The organism is Kitasatospora sp. MBT63 (genome assembly GCF_000710465.2).
Classification (GTDB): Bacteria; Actinomycetota; Actinomycetes; order Streptomycetales; family Streptomycetaceae; genus Kitasatospora.
The window spans coordinates 1-21,160 of the sequence record NZ_JAIZ01000152.1 but is presented as its reverse complement, the minus strand read 5'-3'; the positions used below and the strand labels follow the sequence as shown (position 1 = coordinate 21,160).

At 73.8% G+C, this 21,160-nt stretch carries 18 protein-coding genes; 9 read left to right on the top strand and 9 right to left on the bottom strand.

Annotated elements, in window-relative coordinates:
- Nucleotides 1-27: 27 nt before the first annotated feature.
- Nucleotides 28-1,623 (bottom strand): D-alanyl-D-alanine carboxypeptidase/D-alanyl-D-alanine-endopeptidase, encoded by a 1,596-nt coding sequence (gene dacB, locus AA75_RS10265; RefSeq protein WP_063794325.1) that lies wholly within the window; start codon nucleotides 1,621-1,623, stop codon nucleotides 28-30.
- Between the two features lie 685 nt (nucleotides 1,624-2,308).
- On the opposite strand from dacB, the gene AA75_RS10260 reads away from it, so the two are divergent.
- Entirely contained in the window at nucleotides 2,309-3,346 is a 1,038-nt protein-coding gene (locus AA75_RS10260) for a C40 family peptidase (protein ID WP_033819563.1), read from the top strand.
- Between the two features lie 164 nt (nucleotides 3,347-3,510).
- Nucleotides 3,511-4,398 carry a class A beta-lactamase gene (bla, locus tag AA75_RS10255; protein WP_051812086.1) on the top strand — a complete coding sequence of 296 codons (888 nt, stop codon included), beginning with the start codon at nucleotides 3,511-3,513 and terminating at the stop codon, nucleotides 4,396-4,398.
- A gap of 44 nt (nucleotides 4,399-4,442) precedes the next feature.
- Here bla and AA75_RS10250 read toward each other — a convergent pair whose 3' ends face one another.
- Complete coding sequence (locus tag AA75_RS10250; protein WP_033819561.1) at nucleotides 4,443-5,540, bottom strand: vWA domain-containing protein; 1,098 nt, start codon at nucleotides 5,538-5,540, stop codon at nucleotides 4,443-4,445.
- Nucleotides 5,541-5,796: 256 nt separating this feature from the next.
- On the opposite strand from AA75_RS10250, the gene AA75_RS10245 reads away from it, so the two are divergent.
- On the top strand, nucleotides 5,797-6,204 hold the full coding sequence (locus AA75_RS10245) for a hypothetical protein (RefSeq protein WP_033819560.1): 408 nt from the start codon (nucleotides 5,797-5,799) through the stop codon (nucleotides 6,202-6,204).
- A 33-nt stretch (nucleotides 6,205-6,237) separates the two neighbouring features.
- On the opposite strand, the gene AA75_RS10240 is transcribed toward AA75_RS10245, so the two are convergent.
- From AA75_RS10240 to AA75_RS10225, 4 genes are all read right to left on the bottom strand, one after another.
- Nucleotides 6,238-6,978, bottom strand: coding sequence for a class I SAM-dependent methyltransferase (locus tag AA75_RS10240; protein ID WP_033819559.1), 741 nt, complete (start codon nucleotides 6,976-6,978; stop codon nucleotides 6,238-6,240).
- 201 nt (nucleotides 6,979-7,179) lie between these two features.
- A complete protein-coding gene (locus AA75_RS10235) occupies nucleotides 7,180-7,581 on the bottom strand; it encodes a hypothetical protein (protein WP_051812085.1) in 402 nt (133 codons plus the stop codon).
- Between the two features lie 96 nt (nucleotides 7,582-7,677).
- On the bottom strand, nucleotides 7,678-8,718 hold the full coding sequence (locus tag AA75_RS10230; RefSeq protein ID WP_033819558.1) for an NAD(P)-dependent alcohol dehydrogenase: 1,041 nt from the start codon (nucleotides 8,716-8,718) through the stop codon (nucleotides 7,678-7,680).
- A 126-nt stretch (nucleotides 8,719-8,844) separates the two neighbouring features.
- Entirely contained in the window at nucleotides 8,845-9,477 is a 633-nt protein-coding gene (locus AA75_RS10225) for an HD domain-containing protein (protein ID WP_033819557.1), read from the bottom strand.
- 71 nt (nucleotides 9,478-9,548) lie between these two features.
- Here AA75_RS10225 and AA75_RS10220 point away from each other — a divergent pair, with 71 nt between their 5' ends.
- The 3 genes from AA75_RS10220 (at nucleotide 9,549) to AA75_RS10210 (ending at nucleotide 14,940) form a co-directional block, all read left to right on the top strand.
- Nucleotides 9,549-10,493 (top strand): GlxA family transcriptional regulator, encoded by a 945-nt coding sequence (locus AA75_RS10220; protein WP_033819556.1) that lies wholly within the window; start codon nucleotides 9,549-9,551, stop codon nucleotides 10,491-10,493.
- Nucleotides 10,494-11,120: 627 nt separating this feature from the next.
- Nucleotides 11,121-12,089, top strand: a complete 969-nt coding sequence (locus AA75_RS10215; RefSeq protein ID WP_033819555.1) for a LysR family transcriptional regulator — start codon at nucleotides 11,121-11,123, stop codon at nucleotides 12,087-12,089.
- A 253-nt stretch (nucleotides 12,090-12,342) separates the two neighbouring features.
- Nucleotides 12,343-14,940 carry a collagenase gene (locus tag AA75_RS10210; RefSeq protein WP_033819554.1) on the top strand — a complete coding sequence of 866 codons (2,598 nt, stop codon included), beginning with the start codon at nucleotides 12,343-12,345 and terminating at the stop codon, nucleotides 14,938-14,940.
- A 111-nt stretch (nucleotides 14,941-15,051) separates the two neighbouring features.
- Here AA75_RS10210 and AA75_RS10205 read toward each other — a convergent pair whose 3' ends face one another.
- Nucleotides 15,052-16,026 carry a LysR family transcriptional regulator gene (locus AA75_RS10205; RefSeq protein ID WP_033819553.1) on the bottom strand — a complete coding sequence of 325 codons (975 nt, stop codon included), beginning with the start codon at nucleotides 16,024-16,026 and terminating at the stop codon, nucleotides 15,052-15,054.
- A gap of 136 nt (nucleotides 16,027-16,162) precedes the next feature.
- Here AA75_RS10205 and AA75_RS10200 point away from each other — a divergent pair, with 136 nt between their 5' ends.
- Nucleotides 16,163-17,413 (top strand): MFS transporter, encoded by a 1,251-nt coding sequence (locus tag AA75_RS10200; RefSeq protein WP_033819564.1) that lies wholly within the window; start codon nucleotides 16,163-16,165, stop codon nucleotides 17,411-17,413.
- A 51-nt stretch (nucleotides 17,414-17,464) separates the two neighbouring features.
- On the opposite strand, the gene AA75_RS10195 is transcribed toward AA75_RS10200, so the two are convergent.
- On the bottom strand, nucleotides 17,465-17,980 hold the full coding sequence (locus AA75_RS10195; protein WP_033819552.1) for a MarR family winged helix-turn-helix transcriptional regulator: 516 nt from the start codon (nucleotides 17,978-17,980) through the stop codon (nucleotides 17,465-17,467).
- Nucleotides 17,981-18,249: 269 nt separating this feature from the next.
- On the opposite strand from AA75_RS10195, the gene AA75_RS10190 reads away from it, so the two are divergent.
- Both AA75_RS10190 and AA75_RS10185 read left to right on the top strand, forming a co-directional pair.
- Nucleotides 18,250-19,320: an alkene reductase gene (locus AA75_RS10190; protein ID WP_033819551.1), complete on the top strand. Its 1,071-nt coding sequence runs from the start codon at nucleotides 18,250-18,252 to the stop codon at nucleotides 19,318-19,320.
- A gap of 148 nt (nucleotides 19,321-19,468) precedes the next feature.
- On the top strand, nucleotides 19,469-20,377 hold the full coding sequence (locus AA75_RS10185) for an NADP-dependent oxidoreductase (protein ID WP_033819550.1): 909 nt from the start codon (nucleotides 19,469-19,471) through the stop codon (nucleotides 20,375-20,377).
- A gap of 150 nt (nucleotides 20,378-20,527) precedes the next feature.
- On the opposite strand, the gene AA75_RS10180 is transcribed toward AA75_RS10185, so the two are convergent.
- Nucleotides 20,528-21,136, bottom strand: a complete 609-nt coding sequence (locus tag AA75_RS10180; RefSeq protein WP_149038055.1) for a hypothetical protein — start codon at nucleotides 21,134-21,136, stop codon at nucleotides 20,528-20,530.
- Nucleotides 21,137-21,160: the final 24 nt, after the last annotated feature.

Genomic DNA, 21,160 nt, shown 5'->3' with positions numbered 1-21,160 from the left:
CGGGCGCGGCGGGCGGGTGGGCCGGGGTCAGCAGCGGGCGTCCGTCAGGCAGGCGGTCTCCCAGTCGTACGGCGCGGCCCGGCGGCCGTCCCGGACCGAGGGTGCCGCGCTGTCGGGCGCGCGGTCGGCGGGGGCCGGTCCGGCGGCGCCGTCACCGGCCAGCCGGACCGCGAACGCGTCGAGCAGCGGGCGGGGGCTGTCGCCGGCGAAGTTGTTCAGCAGGACGGCGAAGGCGAGCGTCCGGCCGTCGGCGCGCTCGACGTAGCCGGCCAGTGCGTCGACGCCGGTCATCGAGCCGGTCTTGGCGTGCACCCGGCCGGCCGCGGCGGTGCCCCGCATCCGGTTGGTGAGGGTGCCGCCGACCATCCGGCGGGGGTCGCCGGCCACCGGCAGCGCGTCGTACCAGGCGTGGAACCACGGCTGGGTGCGGGCGTACCCGAACAGGGCGGTCAGTCTGCGGGTGGTGAGCAGGTTCCGCCGGGACAGTCCCGAGCCGTCACGCTGCCGGGCGGCGGTCGGTTCCAGGCCGCTGCGGTGCAGGAAGCCCGCGATCCGGTCGAGGCCGGCGGCCCAGCTGCCGTGTCCGGCGGCGACCCGGCCGATCTCCTTCACCAGGTGCTCGGCGATGCCGTTGTTGCTGAGCTTGAGGAACGGCACCATCAGGTCCGCCAGCGGCGCCGAGTCGTGCCGGGCGAGCACGGTGTCCGCCTCCGGTGCCCGGCCGGTCGCGGCGCCGCCGCGGACGGTGACGCCGTGCCGGGCCAGGGCGGCCGCGAACACGGTGGTGGCCAGCGCGGCCGGGTCGTCGACGGCGATCCACTCCTGCCCGGTGCCGCCGTCGGCGGGCAGGGCGCCGTCGAGCCGCAGCTCGTTGCCGCCTGGCCGCCGGTCGACCTGGACGGTGTACGCGCCGCCCGCCGCGGCGGTGGTGACGCTGCCGCTCAGGTGCACCGGCGCCTCGGCGGGCGTGACCTCGACCTGCGCGGGCTGCCCGGGGCGGGCGGCCGGGGTGAGGGTGAGCCGGACCGTTCCGGGGTCGTAGTCGGTGTCGGTGGTGAGGGTGAGGGCCGAGATCTGCGGGCTGTAGTAGGCGGCCTGGTCGTCCCAGGCCCAGTCGGCGCCGAGCGGCACGTCGTCGTACCGGGTGACGTCGGCGCGCAGCGCGCCGGTCACCTCGGTGATGCCGGCGGCGGCCACCTCGCCGGCCAGGGCGTCGAGGTCCGCGGGCAGCAGGGTGGGGTCGCCGCCGCCGTGCAGCACCAGGTCACCGTCGAGCGCCGGTCCGCTGCGCCGGCCGGCGGCGCGGACCTCGGTGGTGAAGCGGTGGTCCGGGCCGAGCAGGTCGAGGGCGGCGGCGGCGGTCACCGTCTTGAGGGTGGACGCGGGCAGCAGCAGCGCTCCCGGCGCGTGTTCGTACAGCACCTCGCCGGTGGCCGCGTCGGTGACCAGGGCGGAGGACTGGGCCCCGGTCAGCCGGGCGTCGGCGAACAGCCGGTCCAGGTCGGGGCCGAGGGAGCCGGCCGACCGCACGGCCCCAGGCGGGGTCGCCGCCTCCGTCCTGGCGGCCGCCGACGTCAGCAGCAGCGCGCCGACGAGGACGGCGGCGAACGGCGTCGTACGCACAGTTCCTCCACGGGGACGGGCCCCGACGGGCCGGACGTCCACCACCATGGCGGTTCACGGACCGCCGCCGGGCCGGTGGCGGGCCGCGGCGGCCGAAATTCCTCCGCACGGACCACCCTGCGGCGTGTCGGCCAGGGGCCGCACGGGGGGTGCGGGTAGTACCCCGACCGCACAGGTCCGCCGGATTGACCGTGGTGGCGCGTCAGGCTCCGGCAGCCCGCTCTCCCGCCGGGCCGGTTCACTCCGTCGTCTCGTTCCGTGCCGACGAGCCGCCGTGGGAACTCGGTGGAGTCGGCCCCGCACCGACCGGGAGCGGCAATGGGTTCAGTTGACCGGCAATTCGTCGTTCTCCCGTCGGGAAGCTGTGCCCAGCAAGGTACGGGCGACGTCTTCCAGGGATGCGAGCAGCGGGTCGACGGGTGCGGAGTTCCCTGTCGACGGAGGGGCTTCGCAGCTCTAGGTGCTCCGAACGCGCAGGTTCGCCGGGCCGGTCGGGCCGCGGTTGGCAGGCCCGCGGGCGGCGCCCTGTTCGCCCACTGACGGCGTGCCAGTTCATCTGCCGGGTGGGCGGGTTCGCGGGACCGGGGTGGACGTGGGGCAGGATCTTGATTACGGTCCATCATCAAACCTATTTCAGGACTATCACACCTACAGGTGAGTCCAACGGGGAGAAGGAGCCGGATCCTTGGCCGCACACCGCCGTCCCAAGCAGCCCAGCCGCGCGCGGGTCTCCGTGCTCACCGGTGCCGCCGCGACCGCGGTCGCCCTGACCGCCCAGGTCAGCGCACACGCCGCGCCCGCCCAGCCGGGCAAGGACGAGGTGAAGGCCCAGGTCGACAAGCTCCTCGAGGAGCAGGAGCAGGCGGCCGAGCGGTACAACGGCGCCAAGGAGCGGGCCGACCAGCTCCGCAAGCAAGCCGACCAACTGCAGGACCAGGTGGCCCGGGGGCAGGGCCAGCTGACCGAACTGGCCGCGGGCCTGGCGGCGGTCGCCGCCGACGAGTACCGCCAGGGCGGCGTCGACCCCTCGATGCAGCTGATGCTCTCCGCCGACCCGGACGAGTACCTGGCCCGGGCGTCCGGCTTCGAACAGGCCGTCAGCACCCAGGCGGACACCCTCAAGGCGCTCAAGGACCAGCAGCGCCGGCTGGACCAGCAGAAGCAGGAGGCCGCCGCGGTGCTCGCCGAACTGGACGCCTCCACGCAGACGCTGAACGGCGCCAAGGACGAGGTGCAGCACAAGCTCCAGGAGGCGCAGCGGCTGCTCAGCAGCCTCAGCGTCGCGGACCGCACCGCGATCCTCCGCGGCACCGACGGCTCCGCCTCCCGCAGCTCCGCCCGCATCGACCCGTCCACCCTGCCCCCGGCCAGCGGCTACGCCGCGACCGCGGTGCGGACCGCCCTCGACCAGCAGGGCGACCCGTACAAGTGGGCCACGACCGGACCGGACACCTTCGACTGCTCCGGCCTGATGGTCTTCGCGTACGCGAAGGCGGGTGTCTCGCTGCCGCGGACCTCGCAGGAGCAGGCCACCGTCGGCACCAACGTCGGCACCGACTGGCACAACGCCCAGCCCGGCGACCTGGTGATCTACCACGGCGACCGCAGCCACGTCGGCATGTACATCGGCAACGGCCTGGTGGTCCACGCGCCGCGCGCCGGGGACGTGGTCAAGACGATGCAGGTCGACGCCATCCAGATCTCCACCATCCGCCGGGTGTGAGCCCCGCCGGGTGCGAGGCCCGCACACGCAAATGCTGCCCAAGTGGGGCGAACTGAAGGAAGCTCGGGTGCGTCCCTCTCCCCGAAGGACGGATTGCTTCGGACAGGGAGGACCACAGCGTGAGGACCAACAAGGGGCAGCTGAGCCGCCGGACGGTGCTGGGGATGGGCGCCGGGACGGTTGCGGCCGCCGCGGTGTCGGCGGGCGGGACGGCGTACGCCGCGACCGCGGCGCCGCAGCGTACGCCCGCGCCCGACGTCACCCGGGCGCTGGCCGGGCTCGAACGCGAACACTCCGCCAGGCTCGGCGTGTTCGCGCGGAACACGGTCACCGGCGCGCAGGTGCTGTACCGCGCGCACGAGCTGTTCCCGATCTGTTCCGTGCACAAGATCGTGACGGCCGCGGCCGTCCTGCGCGACCTGGACCACCACGGCGAGTTCCTCGCCCGCCGCATCCGGTACACCGCCGAGGACGTCGCCGCCGCGGGGTACGCGCCGATCACGGGCACTCCCGAGCATCTGGCATCCGGCCTGACGGTCGCCGAACTCTGCGTCGCGGCCCTCGACTACAGCGACAACGCCGCCGACAACCTCCTGCTCCGCGAGCTCGGTGGCCCGGCGGCCGTCGGCCGGTTCTGCAGGTCCGTCGGGGACGGCGTGACCCGCCTGGACCGCTGGGAGCCCGCGCTGAACTCCGCCGAGCCGGGGCGCGTCACCGACACCACCACCCCGGCCGCCATCGCGACGACGCTCACGGCGCTGGTCCTCGGCGGCGCGCTGACCTCCCGGGACCGCCGCCGGCTCACCGACTGGATGCTCGCCAACACCACCGGCGCCGCCCGCCTGCGCGCCGGCCTGCCCCAGCCGTGGGCCCTCGCGGACAAGACCGGCACCGGGGACTACGGAACCACCAACGACGTCGGCGTCGCCTGGACCGCCGACGGCGCTCCGGTGGTCCTGTCCGTGCTGTCCACCAAGACCGACCCGCACGCCCCCGCCGACGAACCCCTGATCGCCCGCACCGCCGCCCTGCTGGTGCCGGCCCTGACCTGACGCGCGGCCGCGGCCCGCGGTTACGGCACCGGTTACAGCTTCGGCTACGACTGCAGGAGGACGAGCAGCTCGGTGCCCGGCACCAGCTTCCGGTTGACGGAGGTGGACTGGACGAACACCGTGAACGCCGGATTGTCGCCCGGCTTGACCGTGGTCTCCGCCGCCGGCAGGCCGAGGAGCCGGCGGGCCGCCGGGCCGGAGAACACCCGGCCGGTCATCCGGCCGGTGGCCGGGTCCTTCTCCGCGACGGCGAGCTGCTTGCTGGCCTGGATCTTCTCGCGCTTGGACAGCTCGTAGAAGGCGCAGCCGGTCCGGTACGCGTGACCGGCGCCGGTCACGAAGTCCCGGATCGGCAGCGGCCGGTCGACCGGGACCAGGCGGTACGTGCCGGTGTCCAGGGCGTCGAGGTTGGCGCTGACGTCGGCGGTGCTGAGGTCCTGGCCCATGGCGAACAGGTTCCTGGTGCCGCGTACGCCCTTCTCGCGGCCGCGCAGGAAGCTGGTGGCCGCCGACTTCACGGTGCCGATGGCCTCCTCGACGCCCTCGCTGGAGTCCGCGTCCCAGATCGCGATGTTGCCCGCGGGGAAGCCGTACTCCTGGGCGGTCCGCTTGGCCAGCGAGTTCGGGACCAGGATCGCCGAGGTCCAGTGGTCGGGGAGGTCGTCCATGGCCCGCCGGATGCGGTCCATCCAGGTGCGCAGGACCGCGGCGCCCCGGCTGCCGGCCATCCTGACGTGCATCTTCCCGGTCTCCGAGCAGCCGGACGCGTTCTCCTCGCCGTCGGTGACGACGACCTGGAGGAACGAGTGCTCCCCGTACCCCTCCCAGATGTTCTTCAGGTCGTCGACGGACTTCACGGCCGCCTCGATCAGCGCCGTCGCACCGTTGTCGACGCGGTAGAGGCCCTGGAGCGACGGCAGGTGCTTGACGTCCATGTCCCAGACCAGGTTCTGCACCTCGTGGTCGAAGGCGTACAGGCTGATGCGGGTCTCGTGCCCGAGCCGGTCGGACTCCTCCTGAAGGCCCTTCACGAACTCGTCCACCACCCGGACGAGCTGCGCCTCGTGCTGCCGCATCGAACCGGACCTGTCGACCACGAGCGAAACATGGTTCACCTTGTGGCTGATCCTCTGCGCAGACATGGCTGTCCCCCTCTTTCCGACGCCCTTTTCCGGCACCATTTCCGGTGCCCTCTCCAGCGTTGTTCCCACACTATGAGCAGGCACTGACAACCGACCCCGACCAGGGAATCTCCGGACTGCCGAACGCCCTCACGCCGGAATTGCACAGACACAAAAGGACGCTGACGGATTATCGGGCGATGGCCGGCCGGCCGGAGCGGACTCCGGACCCGGGCACGCGAAGGCGCCACGGTGGAATGGGTGCGAGGATGCGGGGATGTACAGGTATCTGACCGTTCGCTCGGACCGCCGCTACAGCGGGAGCGTTGCGACCTGCGCGCTGGTGGAGCACCTGGACTCGGTGCCGGGCCTCCGGAAGGCCGACTCGGCCTTCTACCGGGCCGAGGACGGCTTCGACTGGCTCCACGTGACCTTGGCGGCGTGCGACGCTGCCGGGAACCACTCCGCCCATGCCGGCCGGGTTCCGCGGCGGGTCACCATGGTCGAGCTGATCTGCTCCTCGGCGGGCGGCCACCCCGCCTACCGAGCCGCCCGGGAGGTGGCTGCGGGGATCGCCGACCTGCTCGGCTGGGAGGTGGCCGACTCCGAGAGCGACGAGGTCCTGTACTCCGCACGGGCTGCCGCCGTTCCGGCGGCTGCGCGGACGGCACCGCGGACCTCCTGACGGGCGGGCAGGAGGTCCGCGGGCCGGCGGGGGTCAGGCGCGGCAGCGCAGCATCGTCAGCGGTGGGTTGGCGGCGTAGTCGTCCCAGAACTCCTGGCCGTACTCGCGCACGCCTCCGGCGGAGACCTCCAGGGGGACCCAGGTGAGCTCGTCGAAGCCGGCCGCCCGCAGGCTGCTCTCGTAGACCCGGCGGCTGGGCGGGTTGGCGACGAAGGAGATCGGCGGGTCGAGCAGTGCGGTGATCCGCACCCGCGGTCCGATCTCGGTCTCCTCGCCGAGCGGTTCGCACAGGAAGCCGTACTTGGCCAGGGACGGTCCGCCGAATCGGAAGTCCGGGTGCTGGGCGAAGGCGAAGAACTCGGCCCCGGGTGCGAGGCTGCGGTGGATGTTGCGGCACATCCGCTCGATGGTGGCGACGTCCTGGGCGTAGTTGAACAGCTGGACCGCGACCGCGAGGTCGAAGGGCCGCTCGAAGCTGCGCAGTTCGGCCACGTCGCCGACCTCGTAGTCCACACCCAGCGGGTCGCGGTCCTCGAGCGCCCGGGCCGCGTCGACCATGGCGGTGGAGATGTCGACGCCCAGGACACGGGATGCCCCGCGGCGCTTGAACTCCCGGCTGTAGAAGCCCGTTCCGGAGGCCAGGTCGAGGATCGACCTGCCTCGCACGTCACCGACGAGGGCGAGGAACCCGGGCACCTCGGCGTGGCGTGCGAGCGGGAGGGTCTTGAAGCCCTCGAAGGATTCGCCGATCTCGTCGTAGAGCTGACCACTCATCGTCCTGTTCCCCCTGTGTCTCGGCGCCGGGCCTCCGGATCGGGCCGCGCCCCCTGACCGGAAGTCTCCCGCTCGCCGGCCGGAGCGGTGTACTGGCCGAATCCCCAAACAACTTGGGGTTGTGGGCGGTTCGGTCTTCGTTTTCGTATCGGAGCGGCCACCCCCACGACACCGGCGCGTACGGCTGCGCCGGGCGGGCGGTCACGGCCCGGCGGGCCCGGACGGACGGCCGTGCCGTTCCTGCCAGGCGGCCGCCCGTCTCAGCTTCTCCTCGCTCAGGCCGGTCATCGCGACCACCCGCTCGTACATCTCCTCGTCGTCCAGCTTCCCCAGTAGCCGCACGGCCCGGACGATCTGCCCGGACCACAGCTCCTCGGTGACGAACGGGCGGTGCTGGTAGAGGGCGGCGAGTTCGACCAGGTGGGCCTCCCCGCAGGCACGCAGCAGGCGCTCACCGTCGAACCGCATGTCCCCGGCGACCGCGGAGGAGTCCGGCACGCGCAGCACCACCAGCTCGGGCAGCGGCACCACGGCGCCGCACCGGTCGCACAGCTCCGGTCCGCCGCCGGCGCCGGATCCGCCCGTACCACCGAGTCCGTCCACCTCTCCGGTCTACGCCCGGCGCCTCGCGCACGCGACCGGGGGCCCGCCGGCGGAGCGGCGGCCGTGGGTGGCGGCCCGCGCCGGCCGCCCGGCCGGTCAGATGGTGGCGGTGTCGATGACGAAGCGGTAGCGGACGTCGCCGGCGAGGACCCGCTCGTAGGCTTCGTTGACCTGCTCGGCGCGGATCAGTTCGATCTCGGCCGCCACCCCGTGTTCGGCGCAGAAGTCGAGCATCTCCTGGGTTTCGGCGATGCCGCCGATGCCCGAACTGCTCAGGCTGCGGCGCCGGCCGTTCAGCGATCCGAGTTCGATCTGCACCGGCTCCTCCGGGAGGCCGAGGTTGACCATGGTCCCGTCGGTGCGCAGCAGTGCGAGGTGGGCGGCGTGGTCGAGCGGCGCGGAGACGGTGTTGAGGATCAGGTCGAAGCTGCGCGCGAGCCGGTCGAAGGTCGCCGGGTCGCCGGTCGCGTGGTAGTGGTCGGCGCCCAGCCGCAGGCCGTCGTCCCGTTTGCGCAGGGACTGTGAGAGGACGGTGACCTCGGCGCCGAGCGCGTGCGCGATCTTCACGGCGACGTGGCCGAGTCCGCCGAAGCCGATCACCGCGATGTGCCGGCCCGGGCCCGCGTTCCAGTGCCGCAGCGGCGAGTAGGTGGTGATCCCCGCGCACAGCAGGGGGGCGGCCGCGTCCAGCGGGAGGGCGTCGGGGATGCGGACGACGTAGTTCTCGTCGACGACCACGCTCTGCGAGTAGCCGCCGTAGGTGGGCTGCCCGTCCTTGCCGACCGCGTTGTACGTCCAGACCGGGACCAGGTCGCAGTACTGCTCCAGCCCGGCCTTGCAGTTCTCGCACTCGCGGCAGGAGTCGACCATGCAGCCGACCCCGACCCGGTCGCCGGTGCGGAATCCGGTCACGCCCGGGCCGGTTCCGGCGACGACGCCGGCGATCTCGTGCCCGGGCACCATCGGGAAGATCGCCTCGCCCCAGCCCTCGCGGACCTGGTGGATGTCGGAGTGGCAGATGCCGACGAACGTGATGTCGATCAGCACGTCGCGCTCGCCGACCGCGCGCCGCTCGACGGTCGTGCGCTCGAGCGGGGCCTTGGCGGCGGGTGCGGCGTAGGCGGCGACGGTGGCCATGGGGTACCTGCCCTTCACTGCTGCGGATCGGTACGGTCTGCCCGGTTCCGGGCCCGGCACCCCGGGCCCGCTCCCCCCTCCATTGTCCGTGGCACCGCCTGCTCGGCGACCGGTCCGCGGGGGCGTTCACTCGCCCCAGAAGGAGGATGCCGCGTCGCGTTCCAGGGCGGTCACGCCGTCGGTGCGGCGTTCGCGGAGCAGTTCACCGCCGCACGAGTAGCGGGGCGCCGCGGCGTCCGAGCGGGCGGCCCGTTCCACGATGGCGTCGACGAGCGAGCGGACCATGGTGAGCCGGGGGTAGGCGGCGTGGATCTGCTGTTCCCACGGAGTGACGATCTCCGCGTTGCGCCCGAAGTCGATGCCCACGCCCCCGCGGGTGAGGTGGCTGAGCAGGCCGCGGCGTTCGGCGATGCCGGGCGAGGTGTGCAGGGCGATCGCCTCCCACACCCGGTCGATGTCGGCCTCCGGGACGCGGTGCTGCCGCAGCAGGCCGGCCGCCAGGTCGGCGCCCTCCACCTCGAAGCGGGCGTTGCCCTCGGCGAGGTCCCCGGTGCCCAGGTCGTGCAGGACGGTGGCGGCGAACAGCAGGTCCCGGTCGTAGGCGGCGTCCGTGAGGCAGCCCTCGTGCGCGGCGAGGAGCTCGGCGAAGAAGAAGCTGCGCACGCTGTGATGGGCCACCGCCGGGGTCTCGGTGGTCCGTACCGTCGTGAGGATGGCCTCGGCCAGGGGGCCGGCTGGCAGGTCGAGTGAGAAGTCCATGCCCGCAGGCTACGAACCGCGGCCGGGTCGTCGACAGTGGCATGCGGGTCGCCGGTCGCTAGGATCGTGCCATGTCGACCGCTCACGGGCACCGGGTCGCGGTGCTGGCCCTGCCGGGGGTCCTGTTGCTGGACCTCGGCATCCCGGTGCAGGCCTTCGGGACGGACCCGCACTACCGGGTGGCCGTCTGCGCCGATCCGTCGGCCGGACCGGTCCGCAGTGGCGGGTTCACCGTCGCCGCGCCCGAGGGGCTGGAGGCGTTGCGGGACGCCGATACGGTCGTGGTTCCGGGCTACGAGGATCCGGACGCCCCGCTGCCCGCGGCGGCGCTGTCGGCGATCCGCTCGGCGCACGCGGGCGGGGCGCGGCTGGTCTCGATCTGCACGGGGGCGTTCGCGCTGGCGGCCGCCGGGCTGCTGGACGGGCGTCCCGCCACCACCCACTGGCGGGACGCCGCAGCGCTGCAGCGCCGGTACCCCCTGGTCGACGTCCGGCCGAACCAGCTCTACGTCGACGACGGCGACATCCTCACCTCCGCCGGAGTGACCGCCGGCGTGGACCTGTGCCTGCACGTCATCCGCCGCGACTACGGCGCCGCCGCCGCCAACGCACGCGCCCGCGCGCTCGTCGCACCGCCCCGACGCCACGGCGGCCAGGCGCAGTTCATCGAACGCCTCCGGCCGGCCGGCCGCAGCGAGGAGCTGGCTCCGGTCCGCGCCTGGATGCTCGGAAACCTGGCGCGGCGTCAGACGGTGGACGAGCTGGCACACCGCGCACACATGTCCCGCCGGACGTTCATCCGCCGCTTCCAGCAGGAGACCGACACCTCGCCGATGGCCTGGCTGACCGCGGCCCGCCTCGACTGGGCGCGCGAGCTGCTGGAGACCACCACGACCCCCGTCGAACAGGTCGCCCGGCTCAGCGGCCTGGGCAGCCCCGCCGCCTTCCGGGCGGCCTTCCGCCGCCACGTCGGCACCTCCCCCGCGGAGTACCGCGCCACCTTCCAGGCCCGGTGACCGCACTGCGGCCCGCGGCCCGGCCGCCGAGGGCCGCCGATCCGGTCGCCCGGTCCGCCGGTCAGGTCCCCGGTCCGCCGGTCCCCGAGCACGCGGCGGGCCGGGAGGCGCCGCCCCGCCCCGGATCCACCCGGATCCGCACCGGAGGGGTCCGGGACGGCGGACACCTCTCCTGCACCACGCTGCGGGAGCGCGGCGCGGCCGACCAGTCGCAGCGTTCGCGCAGCGACCGTGACGGGCACGCGGCGGCCACGCGCCGCACTGCCCGGACCGGTCCTCCGTCGCTCGACGGCAGGCCGGACGGAGCCCGCAGACCCGGGCCGGATCGACCCGCCGGCCCTCCCCCGCCCCGCGTCCCCACGGCCGCCCCGGAAGGCCCCCCGGAGGGCCGAACCCACTCCGCCACCGGCCGCCTGACTCCGCGTCCGCCCGCACCACGGTCCGGTCGGCGCAGGCCCGGGCCGCCGCCCTGCCCGACCGGGCTTGACGCGGCAGCGGCGCACCGCGAAGGTGAGCCGCACGATTGCCATGTCACGCGTGCCATGGCACCGGGCTGGCGGCAGCCGTCGGCCCCGCCACCGGCGGGGCGGTCGGGCCGCCGGGCGAGGGGGACCACGAGGAGGGCCAGTGGAGTTGGAGCTTCGGCACCTGCGGGTGCTGTGCGCGATTGCGGACACCGGCAGTGTGGGCCGGGCGGCCGCGGCGCTCGGCGCCTCGCAGCCGGCGACCAGTACCCAGCTGCGCCGGATCGAGCGGCACCTGGGCGCTCCCCTGTTCGAGCGGGCGGCCTCGGGGGTGGTCCCGACCTGCTTCGGCGTCGAGGTGCTGGCGGCGGCGCGCGATGTGCTGGCCCGCGCCGACGGTCTGGGCCGCCGGGGGGTGGACGAGTCCGCGCAGGCCACCACGCCACTGCGGCTGGCCGCGACACTCAGTCCCGTCCTGCCCGGGCTGCTCTCCCGGGCCCGGCGGCAGCGGCCGGACCTCCGGCTGACGGTCAGCAGCGTCTACCGTTCCTCGGACATCGTCGAACTGCTCGAACAGGGCGGTGCGGACGCCGCGTTGGCGGTGGACTACCCCGGACGGGAGCTGCGGCACTCGCCCGCACTCGCTCATCGGAGCATCGTCACGGAGCCGACCTTCGTGGCGCTGCCGGCCGGCCACCGCCTCAGGCACCACACCGAGATCGCGTTGGCCGATCTGGCGGGTGAGACCTGGTTCCTGACACCGGACGACGGGGCGGGCTGGCACGAGGTGTTCCGGGGTGCCTGTGCGGCAGCCGGGTTCACCCCGGCGACGGTGCACGAAGTCCTCGGCGGGCGGCTGGAGTTGCAGGAGCTGATCGCCGCCGGCCTGGGGATCTCCGTGGTCCAGGCGACCACGCGGCCGCTCGTCGAGGTGGTGGTCAAGCCGCTCGCGGGTACGCCGATCTGGTTCCGGCAGCTGCTGGTCTGGCGGCCGGCGGCGGTGAGTGACGGGGTGGTGGAGACGCTGTACGGTGCGGCGACCGCCGCCTACCGGGGGCTGGTCGCCGGTTCGCCGCACTTCCGCGCCTGGGCCGCCCGCACCTACCGCCCGTCGGGGCCCACGGGCCCCTGAGGCCGGCCGGCCCTCGCCGCCGCCCCACCGCCCCGCCGCCACCGGGGTCGCCCTCCCCGGTCCGCCCCGGCACGGGCTCCTCCGCCATGGCCCCGTAAAGGTGTTATGCCGGACCGCAGTGATGTCATATGACCTGTGACATTGTTCTGTCCTCGACCCGGTGCCAGGATTCACCGCGTCACCCCGTTCACCGCGTCACCCCCTGGCTCCACCCCTGACGCCCGGTGAACTCCCCCACAGGACAAGGACCGCAGTGCGCCTTCGCATATCGCACACCACCCTCGTGGCCGGCGTGGTCGCCGGCTGCGCCACCGCCGCGACCCTGATACCGGTCTCGGCGTTCGCCGCGCCGGCTTCGCCCGCGCCCGTCCGGGCCGCCGCCTCCCCCGCCTCCACCGCCGTCCCTCAGCCGCTCGGCCCCACGGTGTCGACCGCCTCGGACGGAGCCGCCCCGGTCGCCGCCCCGCTGCCGCCGGCCCTGCTCGGCCAGGTGGTGATGGGTCAGCCCGCGGGCACGGCCTACCAGACCACGCCCCGCCCGTCCAGGTCGGCGAGCGGCGCCCCGGCCGCGAAGCCCGCCGCACGGTCGGCCCTCGCCGCACCGGGCGCCGCCACCGCCGCGGACGCGCAGAGCTGTACCCCGGCCGACTTCGGCAGCCGCAGCGGCGCCGACCTGGTCGCCTTCCTCAAGTCCTCGACCACGGACTGCGTCAACACGCTGTTCAACGTCACCGGCAGCGATGCGGGCAACATCTTCAAGCAGTCGAAGATGCTCACCGTCGCCAACGCCTTCCAGACCCTGGCGGCCGGCTACAGCGGCGACAACGCGTCCTCGATCCTGCAACTGGTGCTCTTCCTGCGGGCCGGCTACTACGTCCAGTCCTACAACCCCGGTTCGGTCGGCAGCTACGACTCGACCCTCACCAACGCCACCAAGACCGCGCTGGACGCCTTCTTCGCGAGCGCCCACCGGAGCGACGTCAGCGACGCCAACGGCACCGTGCTCAAGGAGGTGCTGATCCTCACCGACAGCGCCAACCTGCAGGCCAAGTACCTGAACGTCTACCAGCAGGTGCTGAGCGGGTACAACAACTCGTACAACACGTTCCCCAAGATGGTCAACGCGGTCAACGCGGTGCTCTCCTCGCCGCTGTGGCGGGCCAACTGGAACCCGGACTTCGTCGGCGCGGTCAGCGCCGATCCGGCCATCGTCAGCGTGCTGGGGCGGTTCGCACTCGACCACCAGGACCTGCTCGGCGGCCCGAACGCCTTCCTGGACATCAACGCCGGCAACGACCTGTCCAGGATGGCCGGCGACAACGCCACCATCGAGGCCGTGGCCAAGCCGTTGGTCAAGCAGGTGCTCGACGCCACCCAGATCCTCGGCCGCACCGGCCCGCTGTACGTGCACACCGCCTACCAGGCCAACGCCTTCGACCCCGGGCAGTGCTCGTACTACAAGACCTGCGACCTGACCGCGAAGCTCACCGCGACCGTGCTGCCGAACCAACTGGTCTGCGACAACCGCACCATCGTCACCGAGGCGCTCTCCCCGGCCGACCTGGCCGCGGTCTGCACCAGCCTGCGCGGCGAGGACTCCTTCTTCCACAACCTGGTCAAGGACAACGGCCCGGTCCCGAACCAGTACGACAAGACCATCACGCTGGCGGTCTTCGCCAACCAGGCCGACTACCTCACCTACTCCTGGGCGATCTACGGCAACTCCACCGACAACGGCGGCCAGACCGTGATGGACCCGACCGACCCCAACAACCAGGCCGTGTCGGTGATGTACCAGAAGTCGTGGAACGACAGCTTCCCCGCCAACGTGTGGAACCTCAACCACGAGTACACCCACTACCTCGACGGCATCTACGACATGAAGGGCAACTTCGGGGCCGAGATCTCCGTGCCCGACATCTGGTGGATCGAGGGCGTCGCCGAGTACGAGTCCTACACCTACCGCGGCCTCACCGACACCCAGGCGATGTCCGAGGCGGCCAAGCACACCTACAAGCTCAGCACCATCTTCCAGAACACCTACGGCAACTCGGACTCGACCCGGGTCTACCCGTGGGGGTACCTCGCCGTCCGGTACATGTTCGAGAAGCACCCCGCCGACATCTACGCCATGCTCGGCCAATTCCGCACCGGTGACTACGCCGGCGGTTACGCGGTCTACAACTCCCTCGGCACCCGCTACGACGCCGACTTCGACAGCTGGCTGACCGCCTGCGCCGCCGGCGCCTGCTTCGCCGCGGGCCCGACCGCGCTGTTCGACCAGTCGGTGAGCGGCGGTACCGTCACGCTGTCCGACACCTCGGTGCAGACCGGGCCCGGCCGGATCACCTCGTGGCACTGGACCTTCGGTGACGGCAGCTCCTCCGACCTGCGCAACCCGAGCCACACCTACGCGGCCGCCGGCACCTACACCGTCGCACTGACCGTCACGGACGACACCGGCCGCAGCGCCTCCACCCCGACCTCCGTCACCGTCACCACCGGCGGCCCGGTCACCCTGCCCACCTGCACCGACCAGCGGGCCGACGCGATGGGCCAGAACTGCTCCCGGGCGGGCCGCGCCGCGACCGCCGGCAACCTCGACTACCTGTACATCTACCTGCCCGCGGGCACCAGCACCCTGAAGGTCACCACCTCCGGCGGCACCGGCACCGCGGCCCTCTACTACAACCCGGACATCTGGGCCTCGCCGAAGGCCTTCACCGCCTCCTCGACCGCTCCCGGCACCACCCAGTCCCTCACCGTCACCAACCCGACGGCGGGCTACCGCTACCTCAGCCTGTACGCCGTCACGGACTTCAGCGGCGTCACCATCAGCACCCAGTTCTGAGGCCGGCCCCTGCCCCACCCCGGGCGGTCACGGGCGCGCTCCGGCGCCCGTGACCGCCCGTCGGCCTTCCCCCTGTCGCCCCGGCCGACCGGCCGGACCGGCCGCCACCGGTCAGTGTGTTCTCCGCGGGAGCACCCAGCCCGGTACCCAGGTCCCGGCGCCGCCGTGGCCGCCCGGCGCGGCGGCGAGGTGGGCGCGGAGGGTGGCCAGCGCGGGGTGGGGGTTGTCCCGGTGCCAGAGCAGCGAGTGCGGGTAGACGGGCGTCGGGTCGGTCACCGGGATCCGGCGCAGCCCGTGGCCGGCGGGCCCGGCGGCGTCGGGGGCGTCTCCCGGCGGCAGCCTGGGAAGGGTCCGCTCGCCGACGAAGGTGGCCAGGGCCGGGGTGTCGGCGATGGTGTCGAGGAGCGCGTCGGAGCCGAAGTTGGGGCCGGTGGCCTCGATGGTGAGGCCGAACTCGGCGGCGAGGTCGCCGTAGTAGGCGGCCCACTCGGTACCGGGCACGATCCCGGGCATCCAGATCCGGTGCCCGGCCAGCTCGGCGACGGTCACCGACCAGGCACCGGCGAGCGCGTGGGCGGGGCCGACGAGGAGCTCCAGCGGCTCGTCGAGCACCCGGACGGACTCGATGTCCTCGGGAAGTGGCCGGCCCGGCACGGCGACGGCGCGGAACGACGCGTCGATCGCACCGGACCGGACGGCGTCGACGGCCGTCCCGACGTCGAACAGCATCACCACGTCGAGGTCGACCTCGGGGTGCGCCCGGTGGAAGCCGCGCATCAGGCCCGACGACGCGATGCGCGAGGCGATCACGTCGACGCGCAGCGGACGGCCGCCGCCGCGCACGGACGCGACCGCGCGCTCGGCGACCCGCAGCAGCTCCCGGGCGTGGGGCAGGAACGCCTGGCCGTCGATGGTGAGTTCGGCGCCGCGCGGGGTGCGGGTGAACAGCCGGACGCCGAGCCCGCGCTCCAGGGCCGCGATGCGTTTGGAGACCGCCTGCTGGGTGACCGCCAGCTCGGCGGCCGCCTGCTGGAACTGCCCCGCGTCGGCGGCCGCCACGAAGGTCCGGACGGTGTCGAGGTCCATGCCGCCAGCCTAGGGGTACAACCGTTGGTTGTGGCGTACCCGCGCCTCGGTTGTTTGACCACGGCGGACACCGCTCGCTTTGATGCTCCAGGCCGTGGACCAGGCCGTGCGGCCGAGCGGCAACGGGGGTGTCGGGATGGGTGGCGGGCAGCGGCCGGGGCCGCGGTTGGGGTGGCTCCGGGGAGCGTACGCGTGCAGCGAGCTCGGTACCTGGCTCGCCTTCGGCGCGTTCCCGCTGATCGCCGTCCGGGTGCTGCACGCCGGTCCGGCCGGGGTCGCCGCGATCTCCTGCGCGGGGGCCGCGGTGGGGGCGGCCGTGGCGGTGCCGCTCGGCCCGTGGGTGGAGTTCCGCCGCAAGCGGCCGGTGATGATCGCGATGGATCTGGTCCGGGCGCTGGCGCTGCTGACCGTCCCCGCCGCGTACGCGCTCGGGGTGCTCACCTTCGTACAGCTTTTGCTGGTCCCGGTCGTCGTCGCAGCGGCCGACATCACCTTCCGCGCCGCCTCGGGCGCCTACCTCAAGACGGTGCTGCCGACCGGGGAACTCCTCGTCGCCAACGCCCGGTTCGAGTCCACCTCCTGGCTCGCCACGATCATCGGTCCGCCACTGGGCGGCGCGGCGACCGGCCTCCTCGGCCCGGTGGCGACCGTGGCCGCCGACGCGGTCAGCTACCTGCTGTCCGCCCTCGGGGTCCGCGCCACGGGCGGCACCGAACCACCGCCCGCACGGCGGGTGTCCCGCCGCCCGCGGGCGGCGGACCTGCTCGACGGCTGGCGGTACGTCCTCGGCGACGCGGCGCTGCGCCCGCTGCTGGTCAACACCGCGCTGTTCAACGGTCTGGTGATGGCCACCGAGCCACTGCTCGCGGTGCTGATGGTCGGCCGGCTCGGGTTCACGCCGTGGGAGTACGGCCTCGCCTTCGCCGCGCCGTCGGTCGGCGGGCTGCTCGGCGCGCGGCTGGCCCGCCCCCTGGTCGGCCGATTCGGGCAGCGCCGGGTCCTGGTCGCGGCGGGGGCGCTGCGCGCGCTGTGGCCCGTCGGGCTGGTCCTGCTCGGGCCGGGCGCCGCCGGGCTGCTGCTGGTGGCCGGGGTAGAGTTCGGGCTCATCTTCTGCTGCGCGGTCTTCAACCCCGTCCACGCCACCTACCGCCTCCAGCGCACCCCGGCGGACCGGGTCGCCCGCACGCTCTCCGCCTGGGCCGTGACGACCAAGGCCTCGACCGCGCTCCTGACGGCCGCCTGGGGCGTGCTCGGTGCCCTGCTCGGCCCGCGGACGGCCATCGGCCTGGCCGGCGTGCTCCTGCTGGCGACCCCACTGCTGCTTCCCCGCCGTTCGGCGCCGCCGCTCCCCGACCCGGGTCCGGCAGCGGCGCCGGCCCGCGCCTGACGGAGGCGCTGTGGGCCGGGCGGATCGGCGTGTGCCGGGCGCCACGGCCCGTCAGGTGCCGAGCCGGGCGGCGGTGCGGGTGAGCCGCGCCTCGATGCCTTCCAGGGCCCGCAGGACGTCGGCCCGTTCCTCGTCGGTGCTGTCCCCGACGGTGGCCTCCTCGAGCTGACGCCAGAGCTGCTCGACCTCCGCGCGCAGGGCGTGGCTCGCCGTGGTGGCCTCGATCAGGGAGGCGCGCCGGTCGTCCGCGCACGGGGTCCGCCGGACGAAGCCGGCGTGTTCGAGGCGGCGGACGGTGCGGGTCATGGTGGCGGCGTCGGAGTCCAGCAGGCGGACGAGGTCGGCCTGCCGCTGCGGTCCGAGTTCCCACAGCTGCATCATCACCAGCTCCTGGCCGGGGTGGAGGCCGACGCGGCGCAGCAGCTGTCCGGCGATCATGCGGTGGGTGCGGGCCACCCGGAAGATCGCGTGGCTGATCGGACCCCCGGCGGCGGCCGCGGGCAGCGCGACACTCCCGGTCCCGGGGGCCGTGGAGCAGTCCTCCGGGCCGGCTGTGGATTCCGCCATGGCCTGATCACTCCCGTTCTCGGCGAATACTGCCCGAGCAACGATACCTAGTGGCGGCCCGGATCTCACCTGCCCAGCCGCCGCCCACCAGCCATTTTCCGCCCGGACCGGACCCGTCGCGGTTCGCCGCGACAGAAGTCGGGCCGCTTGCGGGAATGCTGCGGGTACTTTTACTGTTCGGACAGGTAACTCGCTCGGGGCCGCGCAGCACCCCGACCGGCAGGGGCCGTTCCCGGCCACTGCCGCACCCACCACCGGAAGGCTCGATCATGACCACCGCTTTCGATCCGATCGTCCTGGGCGGCCGCCGCCTGGCCAGCCGCATCGTGATGGCGCCGATGACCCGCAGCCGCGCCTTCGGCCCCGGCGCCGAGCCCACCGAGCTGATGGCGACGTACTACGCCCAGCGCGCGACGGCCGGCCTGATCGTCACCGAGGGCATCCAGCCCTCGCCGGTCGGCCAGGGCTACCCCGACACCCCGGGCCTGCACACCGCCGGTCAGGTGGCGGCCTGGCGGACGGTGACCGACGCCGTGCACCGCGAGGGCGGCGTGATCTTCGCCCAGCTGATGCACACCGGCCGGATCGGCCACCCCGACCTGCTGCCCGACGGCCTGGTGCCGGTGGCGCCGTCGGCGGTGGCCGCCGAGGGCCAGGTCTTCACCCACGAGGGGCCGAAGGAGTTCGTGACGCCGCAGGAGCTGGGCGAGGCGGAGATCCGGCAGACCGTCGCCGACTTCGCCGGCGCCGCCCACAAGGCGATCGAGGCCGGGTTCGACGGCGTGGAGATCCACGGCGCCAACGGCTACCTGATCCACCAGTTCCTCGCCCCGAACACCAACCTGCGCACCGACGCGTGGGGCGGCGGCACCGAGGGCCGGATCCGCTTCGCCGTCGAGGTGGTCACCGCCGTGGCCGAGGCGATCGGCAGCGACCGGGTGGGTCTGCGGATCTCGCCCGGGAACCCCTACAACGGCATCGCCGAGGACCGGCCGGACGAGGTCTACGGTGCGCTGATCGGGCGGCTGGCCGGCCTGGACCTGGCGTACCTGCACCTGCTGGAGGGCCCGGACCGCGACCTGACCGCGCGGCTGCGCAAGGCCTGGCCCGGCCCGTTCGTCCTGAACCCGTTCACCCACCCCGCCGCCACCGGCCCCGAGGCCCTGACGCTGATCGAGGACGGCACCGCGGACCTGATCGCGTACGGCGCGCTGTTCCTCGCCAACCCCGACCTGCCGGCCCGCCTCGCCGCCGGGGGCCCGTTCAACGCTCCGGACACCGCCACCTTCTACGGCGGCGACCACCGGGGCTACACCGACTACCCCTCCCTCGCGGGCTGACCCGGGCGCGCGCCCACGCCGGTTCCCGTTCGATGCCGGTTTGATGCCGGGAGCCCACGGCCTGCCGCCGGGGCACCCCGCCCCCGCGACCCCATCCTGGTGATGTGGATCACTTCCGGCCCGCATCCCCCTCTTCCTTGGAGTTCCCATGCCCAACGCGATCACCTATGCGAGCTACGGCGGCCCCGACGTGCTCACCCTGACCGAGGTCGACACCCCCGAGCCCGGGCCGGGCCAGGTGCGGATCAAGGTCCGGGCGGCCTCCGTCAACCCGCTCGACCTCAAGCTCCGCTCCGGCCTGATGGCCTCGGTCCGGCCGGCGCAGTTCCCGGTACGGCCGGGCTTCGACGTGGCGGGCGTCGTCGACCGGGCCGGGGAGGGCGCGGGCGCCGCGGTCGGCGACGAGATCTTCGGCGGCGCGGTGGGCGGCGGCTACGCCGAGTACGCCCTGGTGGACCGGCCGGTGCCGAAACCCGAACAGGTCTCCTTCGAGACCGCCGCCGCGCTGGTGACCGTCGGCGAGACCGCCTTCCGCGGCCTTCACCTGCTGGGTCCGGTGGCGGGCGAGACCCTGCTGGTCCACGGCGGTGGCGGCAGCGTCGGCACCATCGCCGTCCAGCTCGCCGTCGCCCGCGGCATCACCGTCGTCACCACCGCCGGCGACGACGACCTCGGGCGGCTCACCGAACTCGGCGCCGTCGCCGTACGCTACGGCGACGGCTGGGCGGACCGGGTGCGGGCCGCCGCGCCGCAAGGCGTGGACCGGGTCTTCGACACCTCCGGCGCGGGCGTGCTGGCCGAGTCGGTCGCCCTCACCGGTGACGCGGCCCGGGTGATCACCATCGCCGACTCGTCGGCCGCCGAGCACGGGGTGCGGTTCACCAGCGGCGGCCCGGCCGAACGCTTCGAGCAGGCGCTGCCCGAGCTGTCCGCACTCGCCGCCGCCGGAAAGCTCGACCTCCCGATCGGCGCCACCTATCCCCTCGCCGAGGCCTCCCGGGCCCACGCCGACATCGAGTCCCGCCGGGTCCGCGGCAAGGTCGTCCTGCTGCCCTGACCCCGGCCCGCCGGTCCACGGCGGTCGGTCCACGGTCCGTCAGTCCGCGGGCTCCCCGCACAGCGCGTTCTCCAGTGCGAGCAGCTCGGCGGAGTGACGGGCCGGCCGGCCGTGCCGCAGCGCCCGGAACTCGCCCACGCCGGACGGCCACTACGGCACCGGGCCGGGCGCGAGCGCCTGCCCGACGAGCCCCCGCACCTCCTCGTCCTGGAGGATCTGCCGGTAGCCGCCGAGGTCCGACAGGCGGCGCTCCGACTGCTGCACGGCCGCCAGGGCGGCTCGGACGGCAGGGCTGACCTCGGCGCTGGTTCCGTCGGCCCGGAGTACCCCGCGGAGCGCGTCAAGGAAGCGGTCGAAGTCGTCGCCTCCGGCGGCGACCGCCAGGACGGACTCCGCCACTGCCCTCGGGTCCGGCTCCACCTGCTCCCCGCTCGGCCCCGGGGTGGTCGCCGCGCCCGGCACCGCCACGCCCCACGCCTCCAGGACCGCGACGAAGGCAGGCGTCGCACCGCCCCGGGCCCCGCCCTGCCGGACCGCCTCGACCAGGTCGGGGAGCAGAACGTCCGCGTGCGCACGCAGCGGGATCAGCACGTCCACGATCTCGGGCCGCCTCGGTTCGGCGAGGCTGTACGGGCGGAACTCCTCCTCCCCCTGGGCGCGCAGCTGCCCGACCAGCCCGGGCAGCGCGCGCGGGTCATCAAGCCGGGCCAGCGCCCAGCGGGCGACCTCGTCCACCGTGCCGATAAGAGGAGCTAACACAAAGCTCTGGTGTGGCCATGTCTG